The organism is Aeromonas sp. 602200 (assembly GCF_049173895.1).
GTDB classification, from domain to species: domain Bacteria; phylum Pseudomonadota; class Gammaproteobacteria; order Enterobacterales; family Aeromonadaceae; genus Aeromonas; species Aeromonas veronii_A.
The window spans coordinates 23,155-47,187 of record NZ_JAAKSL010000009.1; the positions used below are offsets into that span (position 1 = coordinate 23,155).

The 24,033-nt window shown below is 60.3% G+C and carries 21 protein-coding genes; 12 read left to right on the forward strand and 9 right to left on the reverse strand.

From position 1 onward, the window contains the following. Nucleotides 1–32 precede the first annotated feature (32 nt). The 3 genes from G5221_RS12070 to G5221_RS12080 all read left to right on the forward strand — a co-directional run bounded on the left by G5221_RS12070 (nucleotide 33) and on the right by G5221_RS12080 (nucleotide 1,790). Nucleotides 33–689 (forward strand): DUF3313 domain-containing protein, encoded by a 657-nt coding sequence (locus tag G5221_RS12070; RefSeq protein WP_244776854.1) that lies wholly within the window; start codon nucleotides 33–35, stop codon nucleotides 687–689. Between the two features lie 100 nt (nucleotides 690–789). Continuing rightward, on the forward strand, nucleotides 790–1,152 hold the full coding sequence (locus tag G5221_RS12075) for a cystatin domain-containing protein (protein ID WP_042054283.1): 363 nt from the start codon (nucleotides 790–792) through the stop codon (nucleotides 1,150–1,152). 125 nt (nucleotides 1,153–1,277) lie between these two features. Next, nucleotides 1,278–1,790, forward strand: coding sequence for a cupin domain-containing protein (locus G5221_RS12080; protein ID WP_005357028.1), 513 nt, complete (start codon nucleotides 1,278–1,280; stop codon nucleotides 1,788–1,790). Nucleotides 1,791–1,891: 101 nt separating this feature from the next. On the opposite strand, the gene G5221_RS12085 is transcribed toward G5221_RS12080, so the two are convergent. After that, nucleotides 1,892–2,392 (reverse strand): DUF1993 domain-containing protein, encoded by a 501-nt coding sequence (locus tag G5221_RS12085; RefSeq protein WP_421263304.1) that lies wholly within the window; start codon nucleotides 2,390–2,392, stop codon nucleotides 1,892–1,894. A 311-nt stretch (nucleotides 2,393–2,703) separates the two neighbouring features. Here G5221_RS12085 and ydfZ point away from each other — a divergent pair, with 311 nt between their 5' ends. From ydfZ to G5221_RS12105, 4 genes are all read left to right on the forward strand, one after another. Continuing rightward, complete coding sequence (gene ydfZ, locus G5221_RS12090; protein WP_005342516.1) at nucleotides 2,704–2,901, forward strand: putative selenium delivery protein YdfZ; 198 nt, start codon at nucleotides 2,704–2,706, stop codon at nucleotides 2,899–2,901. Nucleotides 2,902–3,162: 261 nt separating this feature from the next. Beyond that, complete coding sequence (locus G5221_RS12095) at nucleotides 3,163–3,693, forward strand: REP-associated tyrosine transposase (RefSeq protein WP_421263305.1); 531 nt, start codon at nucleotides 3,163–3,165, stop codon at nucleotides 3,691–3,693. 250 nt (nucleotides 3,694–3,943) lie between these two features. Beyond that, on the forward strand, nucleotides 3,944–4,285 hold the full coding sequence (locus G5221_RS12100; RefSeq protein WP_421263306.1) for a hypothetical protein: 342 nt from the start codon (nucleotides 3,944–3,946) through the stop codon (nucleotides 4,283–4,285). Nucleotides 4,286–4,328: 43 nt separating this feature from the next. Then, on the forward strand, nucleotides 4,329–4,727 hold the full coding sequence (locus tag G5221_RS12105; RefSeq protein WP_421263307.1) for a hypothetical protein: 399 nt from the start codon (nucleotides 4,329–4,331) through the stop codon (nucleotides 4,725–4,727). 151 nt (nucleotides 4,728–4,878) lie between these two features. Here G5221_RS12105 and uvrD read toward each other — a convergent pair whose 3' ends face one another. Beyond that, nucleotides 4,879–7,050 (reverse strand): DNA helicase II, encoded by a 2,172-nt coding sequence (gene uvrD / locus G5221_RS12110; RefSeq protein WP_139733608.1) that lies wholly within the window; start codon nucleotides 7,048–7,050, stop codon nucleotides 4,879–4,881. Between the two features lie 506 nt (nucleotides 7,051–7,556). On the opposite strand from uvrD, the gene G5221_RS12115 reads away from it, so the two are divergent. From G5221_RS12115 to G5221_RS12130, 4 genes are all read left to right on the forward strand, one after another. Further along, on the forward strand, nucleotides 7,557–8,555 hold the full coding sequence (locus G5221_RS12115; RefSeq protein ID WP_005340803.1) for a BMP family lipoprotein: 999 nt from the start codon (nucleotides 7,557–7,559) through the stop codon (nucleotides 8,553–8,555). 85 nt (nucleotides 8,556–8,640) lie between these two features. Continuing rightward, nucleotides 8,641–10,206: an ABC transporter ATP-binding protein gene (locus G5221_RS12120; RefSeq protein ID WP_421263308.1), complete on the forward strand. Its 1,566-nt coding sequence runs from the start codon at nucleotides 8,641–8,643 to the stop codon at nucleotides 10,204–10,206. Next, entirely contained in the window at nucleotides 10,206–11,324 is a 1,119-nt protein-coding gene (locus G5221_RS12125) for an ABC transporter permease (RefSeq protein ID WP_005357011.1), read from the forward strand. Before G5221_RS12120 ends, G5221_RS12125 begins: the two co-directional genes overlap by 1 nt. A gap of 2 nt (nucleotides 11,325–11,326) precedes the next feature. Further along, nucleotides 11,327–12,292, forward strand: a complete 966-nt coding sequence (locus tag G5221_RS12130) for an ABC transporter permease (protein WP_005340795.1) — start codon at nucleotides 11,327–11,329, stop codon at nucleotides 12,290–12,292. Between the two features lie 265 nt (nucleotides 12,293–12,557). On the opposite strand, the gene G5221_RS12135 is transcribed toward G5221_RS12130, so the two are convergent. Further along, a complete protein-coding gene (locus tag G5221_RS12135; RefSeq protein ID WP_021230729.1) occupies nucleotides 12,558–14,549 on the reverse strand; it encodes a bifunctional 2',3'-cyclic-nucleotide 2'-phosphodiesterase/3'-nucleotidase in 1,992 nt (663 codons plus the stop codon). A 358-nt stretch (nucleotides 14,550–14,907) separates the two neighbouring features. Here G5221_RS12135 and G5221_RS12140 point away from each other — a divergent pair, with 358 nt between their 5' ends. Further along, nucleotides 14,908–15,849 carry a hypothetical protein gene (locus tag G5221_RS12140; protein WP_421263309.1) on the forward strand — a complete coding sequence of 314 codons (942 nt, stop codon included), beginning with the start codon at nucleotides 14,908–14,910 and terminating at the stop codon, nucleotides 15,847–15,849. 81 nt (nucleotides 15,850–15,930) lie between these two features. Here the strand turns inward: G5221_RS12140 and mgtE are convergent, their stop codons facing one another. The 6 genes from mgtE to G5221_RS12170 form a co-directional block, all read right to left on the reverse strand. Then, on the reverse strand, nucleotides 15,931–17,355 hold the full coding sequence (mgtE, locus tag G5221_RS12145; RefSeq protein WP_201995009.1) for a magnesium transporter: 1,425 nt from the start codon (nucleotides 17,353–17,355) through the stop codon (nucleotides 15,931–15,933). A 146-nt stretch (nucleotides 17,356–17,501) separates the two neighbouring features. Further along, entirely contained in the window at nucleotides 17,502–18,902 is a 1,401-nt protein-coding gene (cysG, locus tag G5221_RS12150; RefSeq protein WP_421263310.1) for a siroheme synthase CysG, read from the reverse strand. A gap of 12 nt (nucleotides 18,903–18,914) precedes the next feature. Then, nucleotides 18,915–19,727 (reverse strand): nitrite transporter NirC, encoded by an 813-nt coding sequence (gene nirC / locus G5221_RS12155; protein ID WP_199427791.1) that lies wholly within the window; start codon nucleotides 19,725–19,727, stop codon nucleotides 18,915–18,917. Between the two features lie 57 nt (nucleotides 19,728–19,784). After that, nucleotides 19,785–20,102, reverse strand: coding sequence for a nitrite reductase small subunit NirD (gene nirD / locus G5221_RS12160; RefSeq protein WP_041202829.1), 318 nt, complete (start codon nucleotides 20,100–20,102; stop codon nucleotides 19,785–19,787). Beyond that, nucleotides 20,102–22,648 carry a nitrite reductase large subunit NirB gene (gene nirB / locus G5221_RS12165; RefSeq protein WP_421263311.1) on the reverse strand — a complete coding sequence of 849 codons (2,547 nt, stop codon included), beginning with the start codon at nucleotides 22,646–22,648 and terminating at the stop codon, nucleotides 20,102–20,104. The genes nirD and nirB overlap by 1 nt, the downstream gene beginning before the upstream one ends. 295 nt (nucleotides 22,649–22,943) lie before the next feature. Continuing rightward, the gene (locus G5221_RS12170) at nucleotides 22,944–24,032 is read right to left on the reverse strand and encodes an ABC transporter permease (RefSeq protein WP_421263312.1); all 1,089 of its coding nucleotides are present in this window, start codon (nucleotides 24,030–24,032) and stop codon (nucleotides 22,944–22,946) included. Between the last annotated feature and the right edge of the window lies 1 nt (nucleotide 24,033).

A 24,033-nucleotide genomic window follows, 5' to 3' on the forward strand; every position in this document is an offset into this window, starting at 1 on the left:
GCAAAAACAAACAGTAAAATGCAGGAGCAAATATGAAAAAGGTCGTGATGGTTGCCGTGGCTGCGGCCCTGCTGGGTGGCTGCGCCGTCAAGAATCAGGTATCCCACAGCTTGCAGGCGATCCCGCTGACAGCCTTCCAGCAGAGCGAGAGCAACCCCAATCAGCGCGTCTACAAGGAGCCGGGCGTTGACCTGCGCCAATACAATGAGGTGCTGCTCGATCCGCTGCAGTTTATTCGGCAGGAGAACGGCCAGTGGTATCTGCTGACCGCCAACGAACAGAACCAGATTGGCCGCTACTACCACGACAAGTTCCAGAGCGAGCTGATCAAGCAGGGCGTCAAGATCGCCACCGCCCCCGGCCCGAAGGTCATGCGGATCCAGGCCGCCGTCACCAACTTCGACCTGACCCGCCCCGACCCCAAGCTGCGTGACCTGCTGCCGGCCAAGATCGCCATCAACGTCACCCGCGAAGTGATCGGCAAGGAGCCCTACCTGCTCAAGGTGGGCAGCATGGCCCAGCTGCTCGACTCCCGGAGCGGCAAGCTGCTGGTGCGGGTGATGGATGCCCGTGAGAGCACGGATACCACCCACAAGGATGAGCCCATCACCGCCGGGGAGATGGAGAAGATGATCGACCAGTGGGCGGCCAGCCGCGCCAAACAGCTGGCGGACAATCTGGGGCGCTGATCGATTGGTGCGTCCAAGCGGGGCGCAGCGGGAGCCTTTTGGGCTGCAATAATGGCAAGATGTTGATAAGGTGGTCATTTTGCAGGCAGGAGAAAATGATATGAAACGCGTGTTGTTACCCATCCTTGTTGCTGGCCTGTTGAGTGCCTGCAGCACCTCGTCACCCACGCCGGAGTGTGCACCGATGGCGGGTGGCTGGCAGAGTCAGCCGTTGCCCAATGCGGAAGGAGAGGCTGCGCTGGCCAGCGTGCTGGCTCGCATGAACACGGCCGCCAAACTGCAGAGCATCCGCGAGGTGCGCAGCCAGGTGGTCTCCGGGGTCAACTACGACATCGAGTTCCAGCTCGACAACGGAGAGGTGTGGAACACCCGTGTCTATCGGGATCTTGCCGGCAACTACCAGATGACCCGCCCGGCTGCACAGGGCGAGCTTCCTCCCTTGCCTTGCGTCAAGGCCAAGTAATTCCTGCTTGTTGAGCCCCTCGTCAGAGGGGCTCATCTGACCAGAAAATTTCTGCTTTTCTCCCCGCATTCTGACAGTCAGGATGACCCTTCCCGTGACTGCATCCTCATGGAAAAGGAACCGCTATGAATCGCCACCCCTGCATCAAACACTGGAGCGAGCTGCAAGAGCAGACGCCGCGCTACTACTCCGGCAGTCAGGAGCCCCTTTCCCGCGGCTGCGCCCTCGGCAAGCACTTTGGCTTTAGCCGCATCGGCATCCACCACGAGATTGTCGAGCCCGGCCATCGCACCAGCTGGCCCCACGCCGAAAAGACCGAGGACGAGTTCGTCCACGTGCTGGAAGGGACGCCGGATGTCTGGCTCGATGGCGTGCTCTATCGGCTGCAACCGGGGGACTCGGTGGGCTTCAAGGCCGGTGACGGGCTGGCCCACGCCTTTATCAACAACACCGAAGAGACTGTCCGGCTGCTCTGCATTGGCGATACCGATCGGGAGGACAACCGCATCCACTACGCCGTGCATCCCGAGCGCAATATCACCCTTGGCAAGCTGCACTGGGATGATGTGCCCGAGCGCGAGCTGGGGGATCACGACGGCCTGCCCGACAAGCTGCGCGAGCGCAACGGCCCCTTCTAGGGCGGAGCCTTTCTGCGCACCAGCCCAGCACCACCCGATATAAAAAAGCCTGCCGCTTGGCAGGCTTTTGCTATCTGTTTGCCGCCTGTGGCGAGCGGCGCTTATTGCAGGTTGAGCCCGCCCAGATAGTCGCGCTTGCCGAGATCGACCCCGGCGCGGCGCAGCAGGGCGTAGGCCATGGTGAGGTGGAAGTAGAAGTTGGGAATGCCGTACTCATGGACGCAGGTATGGCCATCCATCCCCTTGCCGCCCGCCCAGTGGGGCACGTAACGGCCGCTGGCGTACTGGCTGTAGTCCGCCTCCAGCTTGCCTTGCAGATAGCTGATGGTCTTGCCGATATGGGCGCGCAGATCAGCGATGGTTTTGGGCTCATCGCCCATAGTCGGCAGCTCGCTGTGGCTGGCGGTGGCGACCACGGCGCTGGCCGAATCGCAGCAGATCAGCACCTGCTTGGACAGCGGCAGCATATCGACGATCAGCCGCTCGCCGAAGAAGTTCTCCACGTTGAACTGCTTCGCCGCGGCGTGGGCCTCGGCCTTGGCCAGACAGTGGTCGAGGTTGGTCAGCATCTTGATGAACTGGGCGGTGATATCGCGATTCATGAGCACTCTCCATCTTGTTGAAACAGCGGCCCGCTTGCGCGGCCACGGTGAATGAGACTGGCTAATCGGCCACCAATATACCCCAACCGCTGCCGGGTTCGAGCCCGCTACGATGAAAAGGGCAGGGCTGCGCTACTTCGCGCGACAGCCGCTGGCCAAGCAGCCCTGCTCGCTTTTTGAACCTGCGAGTCCCTTATCGCCCCTTTTTTGATCTGTGACATAAATCACCTTTTTTCAGGGGCGTAGGCTGAATGCCGTTGTCCTGGACACGCGCCTGCGCATCCGCCAGGACACAAGAAAAGGAGAATGAGATGAAGATCTATGACCGTAACCGCAATGTGCTGAACCTGGGTCAGCGCGTCATGATTGCCGCCACCGGCGCAGTCGATTTTCTGAAAGAGGCCCACACCGACAATATGACCCCCTATCAGGCGGAGCATGAGAAGTGCGTGCTGCTGGCAAACTCCGGTGAGCGCTACGCCCCCATCGAGTTGATTAGACTAGGCTGATCCCTTTCTCTGTCACCCTACTCTTTACAATTCACCCGGCCACCGCGCCCCATCTGGCGGCCGGGTTTCTGATTTCCCTTCTCTGCTTTACCCACCCATCAATTACATCGCCTCAAGCTGCTTTGAGTCATCGTGTAGGTTCGATTAGCGAAGCGTAATCGAACGATCGTGTAATGGAACATCCGCACCATCACGGCCCACAAGCAGATCGAAGTGAGGCAAGGCTATGCTTGGCTTTTCGGTCTCAACGAGGGGAAAGGGATGGCCAATTGGCGGCGGGCATGGTGGCCCGGAGGAACCTGGTTCTTTACCGTCAACCTGCTGGAGCGGCGCAACAACCGGTTGCTGGTGGAGCAGATTGACCTGCTGCGCCGCAGCGTTGCCAAGGTGCAAGAGGCTCACCCCTTCGCCATTCACGCATGGGTGGTGTTGCCCGACCATCTCCACTGCATTCTCTCTTTGCCGGAAGGGGACACCGATTTCCCCCTGCGTTGGCGGCTGATCAAAAGCCACTTTTCCCGCGCCTTGCCAGTGAACGAGCGGCGCAGCCAGACCCGGTTACGCCACGGGGAGCGGGGCATTTGGCAACGCCATTATTGGGAACACCTGATCCGGGATGAGCAGGATTACCGCCGCCATATGGATTACGTCCATATCAACCCGCTCAAACATGGTCATGTCACGCGGGTGGCTGATTGGCCATATTCCACCTTCCATCGTTATGTGGCGAACGGCGTCTATCCGCCGGATTGGTGCGGGTCGGTGGATGGGGTGTTGGGGGGATTGGAGTAGACACCTAACAGGGGTGTTCCGTTGTAAGCGTTCGATTACGCGAACGTCTTACGCGATCGTCCGATTACGCTTCGCTAATCGAACCTACGGCCCTAATCGAACCCACATATCTTAGCAACATACTTGGTCTATGTAGATTCATTCGAGGTATGTATGTAATATGTGCTCACTGAGTAAAATGCTTTCTTTATAATTATTTATATTATATCTAATTACTAAATATAACGTATTTGAGGCGAGTGATAAATCAATGGCAGCATATGTAGATCATGAATTTGAAGGCGGGTTTATTTTAGATGAAGGTAAGCTCAGAAAAATATCTGAATTAATTCAAAATAGATATGATTCAGAGGTTCTGATTTTTTCAGTCTATAGAGGGGACTCATACTCTTATATGACAAAAGAAGTTGGTGATGTGGTTAATGAAGATAACGATGACTGGCGTGCAATTTCTCGCCTCGAGATTTTGATTAATAGTGAAGATGTCAACTTGAAGTTTAACTTCTCAGAAAGAAACTTTTCCATTAATATCACAGGTAGTAATAGAGATACTGTTTTTTTTGCTATTTTCAGATTTAAAAGAATACATTAATAGCGAAGTAATATCACGTAAGCAAATAAGCCAAAATACAATAATGTCTATTGCTACATTGTTCGTCCTAGCCTCGTTGTGCGCATATTTATACTTTACTACTAAAGGCTCAATCACGACTATTAGCAAAGAAGCCGCAATTAAATCTAGCGACATAGCTGAAAAATTAAACTACCTCATATCTAGTGGTAGAAATAGAGAAACTGCAGATCTGCCTATGATCGCGATGACAATACTATTAATTCCAGTGATGCTATTTAGTGGGCAGATACAAAAAGCCATCAACTTTATATTCCCTACTAATCAGTTCTTATTTGGAAAAAATATAGATAAATACATGAAGAGAAAAAAATTAGTCAGCAATATATTTTGGGTTGTAATAGTAGGTGTGTTAGTTAGTGTTGTGTCGGGGTTACTTATTGGGCTTCTTACAAAGCAATAAATAGTTTTGTTTGAATATCCTATCATTTTTATAACTGTAGATTCGAATAGCGAAGCGTATTCGGACGATCGCGTCATTAAATATGTCGTGATAACGGATATAAAAACCAACCCGGCCTAAGCCGGGTTGATTGCATCAAAAGGCAGAGAGGTTACAACGCCTCAAGGCGGGCATAGGCCGTCACCAGCCACTTGGCGCCGACGTCGTCAAACTGGATCTGTACCCGGCTCTGTTGGCCGACCCCTTCGAAGTTGAGCACGATTCCTTCCCCGAATTTTGGATGGAGCACCCGCTGGCCGAGCTTGATGCCGCTGGCGTCGAAGCTCTGCTGCACCTCGTTCTGGCTGAAGCGGCCGTACTGGGTGGGGCGGCTGACCTGAGTGCGCAGCCGGATCTCTTCCAGACACTCGGCGGGCATTTCGCGGATAAAGCGGCTCGGCTTGTGGAACATCTCGCGGCCGTAGATGCGGCGGCTCTCGGCATAACAGATGTAGAGCTTCTCCATGGCGCGGGTCATGCCGACGTAACAGAGGCGGCGCTCCTCTTCCAGCCGGCCCGACTCTTCGGTGGATTGCTGGCTGGGGAACATCCCTTCCTCGACGCCGACCAGCAGCACCAGCGGGAACTCCAAGCCCTTGGCGCTGTGCAGGGTCATCAGCTGCACCGCGTCGGCATATTCGTCCGCCTGATTCTCGCCGGATTCCAGCGCCGCGTGGGCGAGGAAGGCGGAGAGATCGCTCATATCTTCCAGCTCGTCCGGGCGCTGGTATTGGCGGCAGGCGGTGACCAGTTCGTCCAGGTTCTCTACCCGCGCCTGGGATTTCTCGCCTTTTTCCGCCAGATACATCGCCTTGAGGCCGGAGTTCTGGATGGCGATATCCGCCTGCTGGTGCAGCGGCAGCATGGACACCTGCTCCTCCAGCGCGTCGATCAGCTCGACAAAGCCGCGCACCGCGTTACCGGCGCGACCGGTCAGCACCTTGTCGTTGAGCAGTGCCTTGGCCGATTGCCACAGGTTGAGCCCCTGATCGCGGGCGTTGCCGCGCAGGATCTCGAGGGTGCGATCGCCGATGCCGCGGGTCGGGGTGTTGACCACCCGCTCGAAGCTGGCGTCGTCGCCACGGTTGTTGATAAGACGCAGGTAGGCCATGGCGTCTTTAATCTCTTGCCGCTCGAAGAAGCGCAGGCCGCCGTAGATGCGGTAGGGCATGGCGTCCTGCATCAGCGCCTCTTCCAGCACCCGCGACTGGGCGTTGGAGCGATAGAGGATGGCGCAGTCGGCGAGCAGCCCCCCCTTCTCTTTCCAGTCCTTGAGACGGCCGACCACGAAGCGCGCTTCGTCCACCTCGTTGAAGGCGGCATAGAGGGAGATCGGCTCGCCCTCGGCCCCTTCGGTCCACAGCTCCTTGCCAAGGCGCTCGGCGTTGTTGGCGATGACGCTGTTGGCGGCTTTCAGGATATTGGCGGTGGAGCGGTAGTTCTGTTCGAGGCGGATGGTCTCGGCGCCCTGATAGTCGGTCAGGAAGCGCTGGATGTTCTCGATCTTGGCGCCGCGCCAGCCGTAGATGGACTGGTCATCGTCGCCGACGATCATCACCTTGCCGCTGTTGCCCGCCAGCATCCGCAGCCAGGCGTACTGGATGCCGTTGGTATCCTGAAATTCGTCCACCAGGATGTTCTGGAAGCGGTCGCGGTAGTGCTCGAGGATGTGCGGCTTGTTGAGCCACAGCTCGTGGGCACGCAGCAGCAGCTCGGCGAAGTCCACCAGACCGGAGCGATCGCAGGTCTCCTGATAGGTCTTGTAGATCTGCTGATAGGTGCGGGTGACGGGGTCGCCATAGAGGTCGATGTCGCCGGGGCGCAGCCCCTCATCCTTCTTGCCGTTGATGTAGCCCATCACGGCGCGCGGGGCCCAGTGCTTCTCGTCGAGGTTGAGCGCCTTGAGCACCCGGCGGATCAGCCGGTACTGGTCGTCTGAGTCGAGGATCTGGAAATCCTGCGGCAAGCCGGCATCCAGATGGTGGGCCCGCAGCAAACGGTGGGCGATGCCGTGGAAGGTGCCGATCCACATGCCGCGCACGCCGTCGCCAATCACTTTTTCGACCCGGCCGCGCATCTCGGCCGCCGCCTTGTTGGTAAAGGTGACCGCGATGATGGAGAAGGGTGAACAGCGTTCCACCTGCATCAGCCAGGCGATACGGTGCACCAGCACCCGGGTCTTGCCCGAACCGGCACCGGCCAGCACCAGCAGGTTGCTGCGGGGCGCCGCAACGGCATCTCTTTGCTTGTCGTTGAGCCCGTCGAGCAGGGTTGAAACGTCCATCACCACTCCTGTTTATTTATACAGGCGGGGATTATACGGCCATCCCCCTGCCAGACCAAATCCAAACTCGGGGGGAGGGGTGAGATGGGGGCCTGCAAGAGCGCCGGTGCGGCCATTTTTGGCTGGCGCAGAGAGAACGGGATGGGGAGGTCTCCAGCTGTAGCCAATCCTTGCTCGCGCGGTTTGTGGGGATTTTGCGAGCCGGATCACGGGCTTGCCGGGGGGCTGGATGAATAACAGGGGAAAACGGTTTACAGTAACTTGCTGAACAATAAGAGAAATGTCGTTTGGGTCTTTTGGTTGTTAGCATAAAAAACTGAAAAGTAGCTAAAAAACAACTGCTTATAAGGTTATTTGCTTAGAATTCAAACCGTTAACGCAAACGTTTTTCCCTTATCATTTGCTTGACCCGCATCGGGGCTGACTTAGAGTAAGCCTGCGTGCTAGATAGCCTGCTCTGACAGGTAAGCAAGTTCCCTCACTTAATAACAATCAAGGATACGATCGTGACTAAAGTGCTCAAGCTGGCCACCGTGGCCTCCCTCACTCTCGCTGCTCTCTCTGCTCAGGCTGCTTCCGAGCCAGCCGTCATTTATGACACCGCGGGCAAGTATGACAAATCATTCAACGAAGCCGTATTCCGTAACGGCGTCGAGCTCTACAACAAGGACAAGGGCGTCAAGGTCAAAGAGTTTGAACCCCAGAACGAAGCCCAGCGCGAGCAGGGTCTGCGTCGTCTGGCCAGCCGTGGCAACGGCCCGATCGTGGCGGTCGGTTTCAACATGGGTTCTGCCGTAGAGAAGGTTGCGACCGAATTCCCGAAAACCCAGTTCACCATCATCGACATGGTGGTCGACAAGCCGAACGTCCAGTCCGTCATCTTCAAGGAGCATGAAGGTTCCTTCCTGGTGGGCGCGCTGGCTGCCATCGCTTCCAAGAGCGGCAAGGTCGGCTTCGTGGGCGGCATGGATATCCCGCTGATCCGCAAATTCCAGTGCGGTTACGAGCAGGGTGCCAAGTTCGTCAATCCGAAGATCGAAGTGTTCCAGAACATGGCGGGCTCCACCCCGGCCGCGTTTGCTGACCCGGCTAAAGGTGCCGAGCTGGCCAAGTCCCAGTTCGCCAAGGGCGCTGACGTGGTTTACGCCGCAGCTGGCGGTACCGGTATCGGTGTCTATCAGGCAGCCAAGGACAGCGGCAAGTTCGCCATCGGGGTGGACTCCAACCAGAACCACCTGCAACCGGGCACCATGCTGACCTCCATGGTCAAGTCTGTGGGTCTGGCCGCTTACCAGACCTGGGATGACGCTGCCAAAGGCGAGTGGAAGCCGGGTATCAAGAACCTAGGTCTGGCCGAAGGCGGTGTGGATTGGGCGCTCGACAAGGACAACGAGAAGCTGATCACCCCGGAAATGAAAGCTAAGGTAGATGCCATCAAGGCTGAAATCATCGCTGGCAAGGTCAAGGTTCATGACTACATGAGCGATAACACCTGCAAATACTAATTAGATAGTTGCTACGACTCTCAACGCACCACCGGCCCGCACGGGCCGGTTTTTAGTCTTATTTCATGAAACGCAGGGCTGCATCATGGACCAGACAGATCGCTATGCCATCGAATTAAGAGGTATCGATAAGCGGTTCGGCGACGTGTACGCCAACAAGCTGATCGACCTTAAGGTTCGCAAAGGCAGTATCCACGGCATTGTCGGCGAAAATGGCGCCGGTAAGTCCACCCTGATGAGCATCATTTATGGTTTCTACCATGCCGACAAAGGCGAGATGCTGATCGACGGGAATCCTTTCAAACCCCATGGCTCACAAGATGCGATTGCCGCAGGCGTGGGCATGGTTCACCAGCACTTCATGCTGGTCAATAACTTCACCGTATTGGAAAACGTCATCCTCGGCGCTGAGAACGGCTGGCACCTTCAGCAGAGCGTGGCGTCAGCCGAAAAGCTGCTCGGCGAACTGGCGCGGGATTATGGTCTCGACGTGCCGCTGCACGAGAAGGTCGAAGATCTGCCGGTTGGCTTGCAACAGCGGGTCGAAATTCTCAAGGCGCTCTATCGCGGCGCTCGCATCCTGATCCTCGACGAGCCGACCGGGGTACTGACCCCGCAAGAGGCGGATCACCTGTTCGAGGTGCTGAAAAAGCTGCGGGATCAGGGGGCAACCATCATCCTTATCACCCACAAGCTGCGGGAGATCCTGGCCATTACCGATCAGGTCTCCATCATGCGCCGTGGCGAGATGGTGGCACACGTCGCCACCAAGGATACCGACAAGGAGCAGCTGGCCGAGCTGATGGTGGGCCGCAAGGTGCGCCTCAAGGTCGACAAGGGGCCAACCCAGCCCGGTGAAGCCAAGCTGAAGATCGAAGGGCTCAGCTACGTCGACGCCAGCAAGGTGGAGCGGGTCAAATCGGTCAGCTTCGAGGTGCGGGCCGGTGAAGTGGTTGGCATCGCCGGGGTCTCCGGCAACGGCCAGTCCGAACTGCTCAGCCTGCTTGGCGGTATTCTCAAGCCGAGCAAGGGTTGCTTCACCATCAGCAGCCGCAGCGGCGTGCACAAGGTGAGCGCGGAGCACCCGGCCGATCCCGAGCTGGTGCGCAACTACGGCCTCGGTCATGTGCCGGAAGATCGCCACAAGATGGGGCTGATCAACCGCTTCGAGGCGAAAGAGGCCTTTATTCTCGGTTATCACCGTCGCCCGCAATACAACAAGGGGTGGCTGCAGAACAAGGAGGCGATCCAGCAGGATTGTCAGGCCAAGATGGAGAAGTGGGACGTGCGCCCGCCCCATCCCGATCACAAGACCGCCAACTTCTCCGGTGGCAACCAGCAGAAGCTGGTGATTGCCCGTGAAGTGGAGCAGGACCCGGATGTGCTGCTGATTGGCCAGCCGACCCGCGGGGTCGACATCGGCGCCATCGAGTATATCCACCAGCAGATCATCGCCATGCGCGACAAGGGCAAGGCGGTGTTGCTGGTCTCGGTGGAGCTGGACGAGATCATGAGCCTCGCTGACCGGATCCTGGTCATTGCCGATGGTCGCATCGTCGGTGAGCTGGATGGTGCCAAGGCGGATGAGCGCACCATTGGTCTGATGATGGCGAATATCGTTCCCGATGAAGTAGCCAAGGAGGCCCACTGATGAGCCAAGTACGTATTCCTGCCTGGGTCTCCGTAGGCGTCTTGTCTGCGGTCAACATCCTGCTGGCCTTCCTGGTGTCGGCCATTCTGTTCTACTACCTCGACATCAACCCGGTCGATGCCGCCAAGATCATGTGGTACGGCGCGTTCGGCACCGGTGAAGGGGTCGGCTTCACCCTCTACTACGCAACCGGCTTTATCTTTACCGGTCTGTCGGTGGCGGTCGCCTTCCACGCCGGCCTGTTCAATATCGGTGGCGAAGGTCAGGCCTATATCGGCGGTCTCGGTGTCGGTCTGGTCTGCCTGATGCTCGGCGATGTGCTGCCGTTTGCCCTGCTGTTGCCGCTCTCCATCATTGCCGGTGGTCTGTTCGGTGCGGCCTGGGCCTTTATTCCGGCCTGGCTGCAAGCCAAGCGCGGCAGCCACATCGTGATCACCACCATCATGTTCAACTTCATCGCCGCCTCGCTGATGGCCTATCTGCTGGTGGAGGTGTTCAAGCCGCCCGGCTCGATGGCGACCGAGAGCAAGGTGTTTGCCGAAGCAAGCTGGCTGCCCAAGATGAGCGGGCTGGCGAACCTGTTCGGGATGGAGATCCCCAACAGCCCGCTCAATATCAGCTTCTTCTGGGCGCTGATCTGTGCGGCGCTGGTGTGGGTCTTTATCTGGCACACCCGCTGGGGTTACGAGATCCGCTCGGTCGGCGCCAGCCAAAGCGCCTCCGCTTACGCCGGTATCTCCTATCCCAAGGTGGTGATCCTGGCGATGGTCATCTCCGGCATGCTGTCGGGCTTCTTTGCCCTCAACGTGCTGCAGGGTGAGCTGCACCAGATCAAGCTCAACTTCGTGGAAGGGTTCGGTTTCACCGGTATCGCGGTGGCGCTGATGGGGCGCAACCATCCGGTGGGCGTCATCATCGCTAGTCTGCTGTTTGGTTTCCTCTATCAGGGGGGCGCCGAGCTCAGCTTCGAGTTCGGTGTCGACCGCAACATCGTGGTGGTGTTGCAGGGTCTGGTGATCCTGTTCTGTGGCGCCCTTGAGCACATGATGCGTCCGCGCATCGAGCAGCTCTATCTGGCGTTTGCCAACCGCTCAGCCGCACAAGCTAAAGGAGTCTGATCATGTTTGAAATTCTGATCCTGATGCTGGATGCGACCATTCGTACTGCGCCGCCGCTCATTCTCGCCGCCATGGCGGGCATGTTTTGCGAGCGCTCCGGGGTGGTCAACATCGCGCTGGAAGGCAAACTGCTGGCGGCGGCGTTCGCCAGTGGTGCGGCGGCTGCGGTCTCCGGTTCTGCCTGGGTAGGTCTGGGGGCCGGGGTGGGTGTCTCCATCCTGTTTGCCCTGATGCACGGCTTTGCCACCATCACCCACCGCGGTGATCAGGTGGTGAGCGGGATGGCCATCAACATTCTGGCGGCCGGTCTGACCGTGACCCTGGGCCGTTACTGGTTCGATCAGGGTGGCCAGACCCCGGCGCTCTCCGGTGATGCCCGTTTCGCCCCCATCGATCTGCCCTATGCCAAGGAGCTGTGGGATGTGCCGGTGATCGGCCAGCTCTACAGCGAGCTGCTGAGCGGCCACTCCCTGCTGGAGTACGTGGCGTTCGCCTGCGTGCCGCTGGCATGGTGGGTGATGTTCCGTACCCGCTTCGGTCTGCGTCTGCGGGCGGTGGGTGAGGCGCCCGCAGCGGTCGATACCGCCGGTATCTCTGTGGTGCGGATGCGCTACACCGCGCTCCTTATCGGCGGCCTGCTGGCCGGTATCGGTGGCACCTATCTGGCGGTCGCCCAGACGGCCCAGTTCATCCCCAACATGAGTGCGGGCAAGGGCTTTATGGCACTGGCGGCGCTGGTGTTCGGCAAGTGGCGTCCCTGGAATGCCATGGCAGCCTGCCTGCTGTTCGGCTTCCTCGATGCGGTCGCCATCCGGCTGCAAGGGGTGAGCATCGGTGGCTTCGCCATTCCGGTGCAGGCCATCGAGGCACTGCCCTACATCCTGACCGTGTTCCTACTGGCCGGTTTTATCGGCCGCGCGGTGGCACCCAAGGCACTTGGTACACCTTATGTGAAGGAGCGGGAGTAGCGCCCTCTATCGCGATACTCCCGGTCACACAGATAACTGCAGGCCCACTTCGGTGGGCCTGTTTTTTTATGGGCGGGATGGGGCAGATCAGCCGGGATCTGGATGGTTCGACAGAGGGAGGCGATGGCGTGAAGGGATAAATGGGCTGCGTGAGTTGCTGCGGGTAGCGGCTGGCGTACAAGAGCTGACCCTCTGCCTGCACCATCAAAAACCCCCTCGTATCAGGAGGGGGTTGCAGAAGTTATTGCCGGATTAACCCTGAGACTCAGGGTGCCAGCACCAGCTTGTAGACACCAAAGCCGGGGTGTTTGGCATCGGTGGGCGGCAGGGTCTCCACATAGTTCAGCTTGCCACCGGTCAGGGCTTGCGCCTCGCTGCGTGGCGAGCTGTAGATGCGCAGATCCAGATTGGCGGGCAGGGGGGCCAGCTGCCAGTTGTTGTCTGCCGGGGGCTCGAAACCGGCCGGATTCTTTTCTGCCAGATCCTTGAGGTATTCGGAGAGCACTTCGCGGGTTTCGAACTGATCTTCATGGACGATCACCTTGGCGTTGATGCCCGGGAAGTTGCCACCACCACTGGCGCGGTAGTTGTTGGTCACCACGTAGAACATCTGGGCCGGGTCGATTGCCTTGCCCTGATAGGTGAGGTTGGTGATGCGGTAGCTGTCGCTCACCTTGTTGCCATCCACATCGTAACGGGCGGGTTTGGTCACATCGACCTGATAGTTCACCCCGTCGATCACGTCGAAGTTGTAGGTGCGGTACTTCTCGTTCACCAGCCACTGGGTGGCGGTGCTGGCGGCATCGATCTTGTTGAACTGGACGGCGCTCTTCTCCAGCCACTCTTGTACGGTCGCGCCATTGATGGCGACCACCTGCAGGGTGTTGGGGTAGACATAGAGGTCGGCCACGTTGCGCAGGGAGATATCGCCAGCCGGTACATAGGTGAAGTCGGTCGGGCCGTTGCGACCGCCACGGAATGGCGCGGCGGCGGAGAGGATGGGCCATTTCTCCTTGAGCTGACCATCCTGTTGCAGTTTCTTGGCGTGCCACAGCTGGGCGTCGCTGACGATCTGGATGGAGGGGTCATCCTGTACCAGCGCGAAGAAGCTGTGGATTGGCTTGGTGATCTTGCTGAGGGGCTCGTCCAGCCACTGGTTGGCCTGCTCGTGCTCGGCAATGACCTGATCGACTACCGCCTGATCTTCGGTGCTGCTGGCGCTGCTGTCGATTTTGCGCAGCTGGGACTGGCTGGAGGCCACTTCCCAGCGACCCTCTTTCCAGGTCATGTGCAGGTCGATGATGCCGAGGTGGTTACCCCAGACGCCCGGCATCACGGTCGGTACGCCCGCCAGGGTGCCTTTCTCGTTGTCCACGTCGGTCATGTTGGGGTAGTCGCCCGGGAAGGTGCGGTGGGCATGGCCCAGCAGCAGGGCATCGACCCCCTTCACCTTGGCCAGCGGCAGTGCGGCGTTCTCCATCATGGGTTCGCGCGGGTCACCTATGATGCCGGTATGGGCCACGACCACGACGATGTCTGCGCCCTTGGCGCGGATTTCGGGTACATAGTGCTCGGCGGTCTCGACCATATCGGCCACCACCACCTTGCCTTCCAGATTGCGCTTGTCCCACTGGGTGATCTGGGGCGGGGTCAGGCCCAGCACACCGACTTTGATGGTCTGGGTATTGCCGTTGGCATCCTTCACCTGACGATCCAGCACCACATAGGGTTTGAACTTCTGCTTGCTCCAGTCGATGGTGCCCTTGCCATCACGGCTGAAGGCATCGGCCTGGAAGACGTTGGCGTTGATGTAGGGGTAGTTGGCCCCTTTCAGGGTCTCTGAGAGGAAGTCGAGACCGAAGTTGAATTCGTGGTTGCCCAGGTTGCCGACATCATAGCTCATGGTGTTGAGCGCCTTGATGGCGGGGTGGGTCTGCTTGCTCAGCCACTGCTGTTTGACCTGCTGGTCGTGGATATAGTCGGCCAGCGGGGTGCCCTGGATCAGGTCGCCGTTGTCGATCAGCAAGTTGTTGGCGTTCTCTTCGCGGGCCTTGCGGATCAGCACAGCGGTGCGGGCAAAGCCCAGCGAGGCATCCGGCTTGTTCTGGTAGTAGTCGTAGCTCAGCAGGTTGGAGTGGATATCAGAGGTTTCGATCAGCCGCAGGGTGAGATCACCGGGGGCCTGAGAGTTGTTGTCGTCACAGCCGGACAGCAAAAAGATAACTGCCACCGCGCTCAGTTTGAGGGTGGTTTTCATTGTTGAATTCTCTTGTTATGGGTATGCCAGCGTGGTGCATTCTATCGATAGCAAAAGAATCCTATTGTGAGCCGGCTGGCAATTCGGGTTAATTGCCTTCCTGTTAATAGAGTTATGGCTCTGATTTTCATCTCTTTTTTCTCTTCCTTCAGGGCCACCACCCTCGCTGCTTTTCCGCAGTGAGTCACTTGGTAGTCACCGCTGTGCGGTCGGGGCAAGCGGCGCGGCCTGCTGCTCCTGCGAGGCTGTAATGGTTGGTTACAGATCTCCATTCGACTGATAGATGACCTTTCCCTTAAATTCAGCGGCGATTGATTGCATCTAAAAATTACAAAGCGACAGCAAGGAATAAAAACTCATGAAAATGCACAACAAAGCGCTGCTGGCCATCGCCTGCGCCGCCGCCCTGTCTGCCTGTGACAGCGAAAAAGCTGCCAACAGTATCGCCAAGCGGGTGCCGCTGGCTCTGCCGGAGGCGGGTCTTTACCATGCGAATCTGCTGAGCCGCGACGGCGACAAGGCGACGCCGCGCATGATCAAGGATCTGGATGGTCTGGCGCTGGTCTACCCGAAGGGTGAAACCGTGCAGCACTGGGGTGTCTGGGTGGATCATCAGGTGGGCAAGGTCGAGACCAACAGCCAGTGGCTGGGTCAGGCTGACCAGAAAGCCGACAAAGACGGGATCTACCCGGTGCAGTTGATCCGCAACAGCGAGCGGCTTGGCAGCGGCACTGTGGTGAGCACGGTAAGCAACAACCACAACCTGATCACCTTCCGGGATCAGCCGGTCATCGATCTGCAGGGCAAGGAGATCAAGCGATGGGTTTTTGATTTCACCCGTACCGGCACCAAGTTCTCCGACAACGCCCCCATCTATGCCGGCTTCAGCGGTCATGTGGCGGTGACGGCCCTGACCACCAAAGCGGTGACCACAGCCAGCTGGAGTGCCACGGGCAGCGATGGCTTCAGCAGCGACATGGTGGGCAAGGTGGATACCACCAACAACGGCGGCAAGCTGACGGTAGCGATCGAGCTTCCGGCTGCGGGTTGTACGCTGGTGGGTGAGGGGAGCGCCACTGCAGGGTTGAGCAAGCTGAGCATGACCGGATTTGGCAAGTGCAACTTCAAGCAATCCGCGGTAGCCACGCCAATAGAGAACCTCTGGAATGCCGCTCTGGCCCGGGCGATGGATAACCGCGTCGCCTATGTCACCACCTTTACCACGGATGCCAAAAAAGAGGCGCTGGTCATCGGCTTCCCCGACACCAATGGCTTGCTGATCACTGCTGACAAGCGATAAGCAGCCCAACGGCAGGGACGGGCAAACGCGCCTGAAACAACAAGGGAGCCAGTGGCTCCCTTGTTGTTTTCAACGCACGGTTTACAGCAGGAACAGGGTCGCCAGCCCGAGGAAGATAAAGAAGCCGCCGGTGTCGGTGATAGCGGTGATCATCACGCTGGCCCCCACAGCCGGGTCGCGGCCGAGGCGGGTCATGGTCATGGGGATGATGACCCCCATCAGGGCGGCCACCAGCAGGTTGAGCATCATGGCCAGGGTCATCACGGCGCCGAGCGCCGCATCCTGATAGAGCAGATAGGTGGCAATGCCCATGGTACCGCCCCACACCAGCCCGTTGATAAAGGCGACGCCGAGTTCCCGCAGCAGCAGGAAGGAGAGGTTGCCCGCCTGAATGTGCTGCAGCGCCAGCGCCCGCACTATCATGGTGATGGTCTGGTTACCGGTGTTGCCGCCGATCCCGGCGACGATGGGCATCAGGGCCGCCAGCGCCACCAGCTGGGAGATGGTGTGCTCGAACAGGCCGATCACCCGCGAGGCGACAAAGGCGGTGCAGAGGTTGATGGCAAGCCAGGCCCAGCGGGTCTTGACCGCCTTGGAGACGGGCGCGAACACGTCTTCATCCTCGCTGATACCCCCCATCCGGCGCAGGTCGGTGTCACTCTCCTCATAGACCAGGTCCACTACCTCTTCGACGGTGAGGCGGCCCATCAGCTTGCCCTTGCCATCCACCACAGCGGCGGAGAGCAGGTCATCCCGCTCGAAGGTGCGAGCCGCCGCTTCGTCGTTATCCTCCGGATCGAAGGTGACCGGGTCCTGCTCCATCACATCACTCACCAGGGTGGCGGGCTTGTGCAGCAGCACTGTGGTGAGGGCCAGTTCTCCCAGCAGGTGGTTGCGCCTGTCGATGACGAACAGCTTGTCGGTGTTGGCGGGGATCTTGCCGCGCAGCCGCAGATAGCGCTGGACGGTGGCGAGCGTCACCTCGGGGCGGATGGTGATGATCTCGAAGTCCATCATGGCGCCGACGGTGTGTTTGCCGTAGCGGATCACCTCCCGCACCCGATCCCGCTCTTCGGGGGCCATATAGGTGAGCAGCCGCCCCATCAGGTTGCGGGGCAGGTACTGGCCCAGATAGATCTGGTCGTCGATATCCAGGGTGCGCAGAGCGTGCAGCAGCTCCTTGTCGCTCATCCCGCTGATGAGGCTGTCCCATACCGTCTCCGAGGCTTCGACCAGAATCTGGCCGCGTTTCTCCTCCTCCACCAGTGCCCACAGGGCATGACGTTCATCGGGCGGCAGCGACTCCAGCGCATCGGCGACGTCGGCGGCGGGCAGCCCGTTGACCAGCGTGATGAGTTCGCTGGTCTGATCGCGCTGCTCGGCATCCTGCACCACCTGCGGGTCGAGCAGGCTGTCGGTGAGGGCATCATCGCGTAGCAGCAGGGTGAGAATGCGGGATCTGTCATCCGCGCGCTGCCTGGCGCTGTTCTTGATGGGAAGAGACATGGGATGAATTCCTGAGATGGTAGCCAAGGGCTCAATGCCCATAGGATAACAGACTTAAAACAACAGGTTATGACCGTGATGGGAGAAGAGGGAGGTAAAAGTGAGGCCACCTGCTGGTGGCCTCATGATCGTTTGACGAGGAGCCCTCAGGCGAGGGCTCGCTGAACCTGCGGTGCCGTGCCAAACCAGGCAAGCTGGTCGGCCAGGGTCACCACCGAGCCCACCATGATGAGGGCCGGACTCTCGACCCCCACCGCCAGTGCGGGTAGCTCATCGAGGGTGCCGCGAATGACCCGCTGGCAGGGCTGGGTGCCGCGCTCGATCAGCGCCACCGGGGTGTCGCCTGCCTTGCCGTGGGCCAGCAGCTGCTCGCGGATGGTGGCGCAGGATGAGAGCCCCATGTAGAACACCAGCGTCTGCCGATCTTTGGCCAGCAGCGGCCAGTCGAGATCCCGGGCGCCCCCCTTGCCGTGAGCAGTGACGAAGCGCACGCTCTGGGCGTGATCGCGGTGGGTCAGCGGAATGCCGGCGTAGGCGGCGCAGCCGCTGGCCGCAGTGATCCCCGGCACCACCTGAAAACCGATGCCGCTGCCGACCAGCGTCTCCAGCTCTTCGCCGCCCCGGCCGAAGATAAAGGGGTCGCCCCCCTTGAGCCGCACCACCCGTTGCCCCTTCTTCGCCTCCTCCAGCAAGAGCTGGTTGATCCCCTCCTGCGGCACGCAGTGGTTGCCCGCCTGCTTGCCGACGAAGATGCGCTTGGCATCCCGGCGCACCAGCGCCATCACTTCGTCCGAGACCAGCCGGTCATAGACCACCACGTCCGCCTGCTGCATCTGGCGCAGGGCGTGAAGGGTGAGCAGGCCCGGATCGCCGGGGCCAGCACCCACCAGCACCACTTCGCCTCCGGTCTGGCTTTCATCGGCAAACAGGCTGTCGGCCAGCTGGTGGGCAGAGGCGCTATCGCCCCGCGCCAGCGCCTGACCGAGCCGATCCGCCCCGAGCAGCCGCTCCCAGAAGCGGCGTCGCTCCCCCATGGTGGCGAAGCGGGCCTTGACCCGCTCCCGCAGGCTGCCGGCGAAGGTCGCCACGGTCCCCAGATGTTGCGGCAGCAGGGCTTCCAGTTTTTCCCGCAGCAGCCGGGCCAGCACCGGCGCCTTGCCGCCGGAGGAGATGGCCACCATCAGCGGTGAGCGGTCGATGATCGACGGCATGATGAAGCTGGAGCGTTTCGGGTCATCCACCACGTTGGCAAAGATCCGCGCCTGATTGGCGCTTTGGTAAACCAGTGCATTCACCTCGCGCCGATCGGTTGCGGCCACCACCAGCCACTTGCCCGCCAGTTGTTCCGGCACAAATTCACCGGCCAGCCACTCGATGCTGCCGTTGGCCGCCAGTTCCGCCAGCTCGGGGTCGAGCTCGGGCGCTACGACTGTGAGGTGGGCACCGGCATCCAGCAGCAGACGCGCCTTGCGCTCTGCCACCTCGCCGCCGCCGACCAGCAGCACGGGTTTGTTGTCGAGTCGGCAAAAGATGGGCAAGTAGTCCATGGGGCCTCCGGATCAGGCGGTTCGGGTCTGGTTGGCGGTGCTGGTGGTCTCGCTCACTGCGACCGGGCGCTCCGCCTTGGGGGTGGCATACCAGTAGCCGAGGCCCATAAAGAGGACGCCGGAGACGGTGTTGCCCAGCGTCACCCACAGCAGGTTGTGGCCGATGCCGCCCAGGGTGTAGGCCTCCGAGTGGGCGCCAAACCAGGAGAGGGCGAACAGGGTCATGTTGGCGATGGAGTGCTCGTAGCCGGAAGCGATAAAGGCCAGCAGGCACCACCAGATGGCGATAAAGCGGGCGGCCCCTTCGGTGCGCAGCGCCATCCAGATGGCGAGGCAGACCAGCCAGTTGCAGAGGATCCCCTTCATAAACAGGGTCAGCGCCGGAGCCTGGGTCTTGGCCAGAGCCACCTTGTGGGCCAGACTGCCCGCGTCCGGCAGCAGGCTGCCGCCGTAGGAGTAGATGAGCGCCACCACGATGGAGCCAATCAGGTTGCCGGCCCAGGTCTGCGGCAGGATGCGCAGCAGGTCGGCCATGGTGATCTTGCCGCTTTTCACCCCGAAGGTGAGGAACATGGTGTGGCCGGTGAACAGCTCGGAGCCGGCGATGATGACGAGCGTCAGGGCGATGCCGAAGGTGGCCCCCATCACCAGCGGCCGGATGGCGGGATCCACCAGATTGCCGAGGGTGAAGATGAGGATGATGCCGAGGCCCACATAGGCCCCCGCCATGGCGGAGCTGAGCCAGAAGCCGAGCTTGTCGCTGCGCTCGAAGCGGTTGATGCGGGCCGCGTTGGCGGCGCACTTGTTGATGGTTTCCGTGTACATCTTGTGAGTCCTTGAAAGGGCTGCCCTCAGGCAGCCCGAAAGAGAGTGAATTTGGCTTTAGACGGCGACCCAGACCTGCTGGTCGCGCACTTCAACGGGGTAGCTTTGAACCGACATGGCGGGGTTGTCGAAACAGTGGCCATCGCTCAGACGAAAGCGCTGCTTCTTGAGCGGGCTGGCGACCCAGAGCTCGCCGTCGTGCTCGCAGATCAGGCCCCGCGACAGCACGTTGGCTGCGAAGAAGGGATCCCGGTTGTCGATGGCGAACACCTCGGCCGCCGCGCTCGGGCGGAACAGGGCGATCTGGCGACCCTCGATCAGAGCGCAGACACCGGTTCCCGGCAGGATGTCGTTGAGTTGGCAGGCAAGTTTCATCATTTGTTTTCCACCTCGATCTGGTAGACGGGGATGCGTTCGGCCGGAGTGGCGGGTCTGTGCTGGTCGCGCTCGGCAACGAACTGAACGTCGGGATCGCGCTTGTCGCTGTTGATGAAGTGGCTGAAGCGCTGCAACGCCTCCTCTTCATTGAGGGTGCGCGACCATTCGCACTCGTAGCTGTCGATAAGACGCTGGATATCGCGCTCCAACGTCTCGGCCAGTCCCAGCTTGTCATCGACGATCACCTCGCGCAGGTAGTCGACGCCCCCTTCCAGATTGCCGAGCCAGACCGAGGTGCGCTGCAGTTTGTCGGCGCTGGTGACGTAGAACATCATAAAGCGGTCGATCAGCTTGATGAGGGTTTCGCGGTCGAGGTCAGACGCCAGCAGATCGGCGTGGCGCGGCTTCATGCCGCCGTTGCCGCCCACATAGAGGTTCCAGCCCGCGTCGGTGGCGATGATGCCGACATCCTTACCTTGGGCTTCCGCACATTCGCGGGTACAGCCGGAGACGCCGAACTTCATCTTGTGCGGGGTGCGAATGCCCTTGTAGCGGTTCTCGAGGAAGACCCCGAGGCCAACGCTGTCCTGCACGCCGAAGCGGCACCAGGTGCTGCCGACGCAGGTTTTGGCCATGCGCAGTGCCTTGGCGTAGGCCTGACCGGTCTCGAATCCGGCCGCCAGCAGCTTGCGCCAGATGGCGGGCAGATCATCCTTCTGGGCCCCGAACAGGCCGATGCGCTGGGCGCCGGTGATCTTGGTGTAGAGCTTGTAGTCGCGGGCTACTTCGGCCACCGCCAGCAGCCCTGCCGGGGTCACTTCGCCGCCGGCCATGCGCGGGATGACGGAGTAGCTGCCGTCCTTCTGCATGTTGCCGAGGAAGATGTCGTTGGTGTCCTGCAGCGGGACGTTGCGCGGGCTCAGCACATGCTCGTTCCAGCAGGAGGCGAGGATGGAGCCGACGGTCGGTTTGCACACCTCGCAGCCATAGCCTTGACCGTGTTTGGCCAGCAGCTCGTCGAAGCTCTTGATCCCCTCCACCTTGACCAGATGGAACAGCTCCTGACGGGAGTGGGGGAAGTGGGCGCAGAGGTGGTTGTTGACCTCGATACCCTGCTTCACCAGCTCGGCGTTGAGCACCTGGCTGATGAGCGGCACACAGCCGCCACAGCCGGTACCGGCCTTGGTGTGCTGCTTGATGGCAGCCAGCGTGGTGTGACCTTCGGCCACCGCTTGGGCGATGTCGCCCTTGGAGACATCGAAGCAGGAGCAGATCTGGGCGCTTTCCGGCAGGGCATCCACCCCCAGCGTCGGCTTGGCGCCGGCGTAGGCGGGCAGGATCAGGGTGTCCGGGTGGCTCGGTAGCGGCAGGGCGTTGAGCATCATCTGCAGCAGGTTGCCGTAATCTTCCACGTCACCCACCAGCACGGCGCCGAGCAATCGGCTGTTGTCTTCGCTCACCACGATCTTCTTGTAAACGCCGGCCTGATCGTCCTGGAACACATAGCTGTGGCTGCCCGGGGTGCGGCCGTGGGCATCGCCGATGGAGCCGACGGAGACGCCGAGCAGCTTGAGCTTGGCGCTCATGTCCGCCCCCTCGAAACGGCCGTCGCCGCCGAGCAGATGGTCGACGGTGATCTGGGCCATCTTGTAGCCCGGTGCAACCAGCCCGAAGAAGCGGCCCTGCCAGGCGGCGCACTCGCCGATGGCATAGATGTCGGGATCGGAGGTGAGGCAGTGATCGTCGATGACGATGCCGCCGCGCTCGGCGATGGCGAGATCACCGTAACGGCCTAGGGTATCTTGCGGGCGAATGCCGGTGGAGAAGACCACCACATCCACTTCCAGCTGGCTGCCGTCGGCAAAGGCGAGGCGGTGTTTCGCCTGCTCGCCGCCGTGCATCAGGATCTCGCTGGTGCTCTTGCTGGTGTGTACCTGCACGCCCATGGATTCAATCTTGCGGCGCAGCAGCTGGCCGCCCTGACCGTCGAGCTGCTCGGCCATCAGTACCGGAGCAAACTCCACCACGTGGGTCTCGAGACCCAGCGCCTTGAGGGCACCTGCCGCTTCAAGGCCAAGCAGACCGCCCCCGATCACCACCCCGCTCTTGCCACTCTTGGCGGCGCTGCGAATGGCTTTCAGATCCTCGATGGTGCGATAGACGAAGCACTCGTGGTGCTGACTGCCCGCAATGGGCGGCACCCAGGGGTAGGAGCCGGTGGCCAGCACCAGCTTGTCGTACCCGACCACAGTGCCCTTGTTGGAGTGCACTTCGCGGTTGGCCCTGTCGATTTTTTTCACCGCTTCGCCGAGCAGCAGGCGGATGCCGTGCTTGTCGTAGAAGCCGGGTTTGACGAGGGAGAGATCTTCGCTGGTGTGATGGGAGAAGTAGGAGGAGAGATGGACGCGATCGTAGGCGGGACGGGGTTCTGCACCGAAGACGGTGATCTCGTAGCGGCCCGGCTCGGCCCGCTCGATCAACTCTTCGATGAAGCGGTGCCCCACCATGCCGTTGCCCACAACGACCAGTCTGACTTTGCTCATGATTGCCTCTAGTTTGGAGTAATAAAACATCATTCTGGGGCTAGGCTACCCAGTCAGTCGGGGCGGGCAATTGATGCAAATCAAGTGTCTATTTATATATCTCATCAGGGGTAATTCGATAAAATTCAAAGATATACAAAAATAGGTATACCAGTTGATGATTTCTGCGCTGGCTTGGAGTGAGGGATGGTGGAGAGCAAGAGCGCTTTAGCAAAAGCCGGGGAGTGAAAACTTCTGTCGGAAAAAGCCGATCTCGCACTGGGCGAGACCGGCATCAGCCGAGCAAGGCTGCACGTCAGGCGATATGGCGGCGGAACATGGCGAGCGCCAGCGACAGTGTGACGCCGGCGATGGCGAGCAGCGGCCAGAGCAGGGGCCAGGCGGCCGACCAGTCGAACCCCTTCAAAAAGACCCCCTTGAGCAGCACGATGAAGTGGGTAAGGGGGTCGATGGCCGCCAGCCACTGGAACACCTCCGACATGTTCTCCACCGGTGAGATGTAGCCCGAGAGGATCACCGCCGGGACGGTGAAGGAGAAGACCCCGAGAAAGGCCTGCTGCTGGGTCGAGCAGAACGACGAGATGAAGAGCCCGATCCCGGCCAGTGCCAGCCCGTAGCAGACCATGCCCGCCATCAGCAGGCTGAGGCTGCCGGCAAAGGGGAGGTGAAAGACAAAACGTGCGGCCAGCGCGACTATGCACCCTTGCCCCACCGCCACCATGATGCCGGGCACCGCCTTGCCCGCCATGATCCAGCCTGCGGTGAGGGGCGAGACCAGCAGCTGATCGAAGGTGCCCTCCTCCTGCTCCCGCGCGACCGAGAGGGCGGTGACAATCAGGCAACCGGTGGTGGTGATGATGGCCACCAGCGCCGGCAGGATATGCCAGTGGAACTCGACGTTGGGGTTGTAGAGGTTGCGTACCGCCAGCTCGGGTTGCCCCTTGCCCTCACTTTGCCAGCGGGCGATCACCTGACTGATGTAGCCCGCCGCCACCTGACCGCCGTTGGAGCGGCGCCCATCGATAATCAGCTGCACCTTGGCCGGTTCGCCGCGCGCCAGCCGGCGCGAAAAATCCCCCGGAATAATCAGCCCGAGCAGCGCCTGCTGCCCGGTGATGGCCTCGGTCATGCCCTCCTCGCCTTGCACCGGGATGATGGTGGTGAAGGCGGGCATATGGGTGAGGCGCTCGAGCAGCTCGCGGCTCTGGGCACCGCCATCCTGGTTGTAGATGGCCAGCGTGTTGCCGGTCACCTCCAGAGTGGCGGCGAACGGGAAGAGGGCGGTCTGCAGCAGCACCGGCATGATGAGCAGAAAGCGCCCCTGAGTATTGCCCATCAGGGCCTGCAGCTCTTTTCGGATCAGCCACCAGAGTCGGATCAGCATG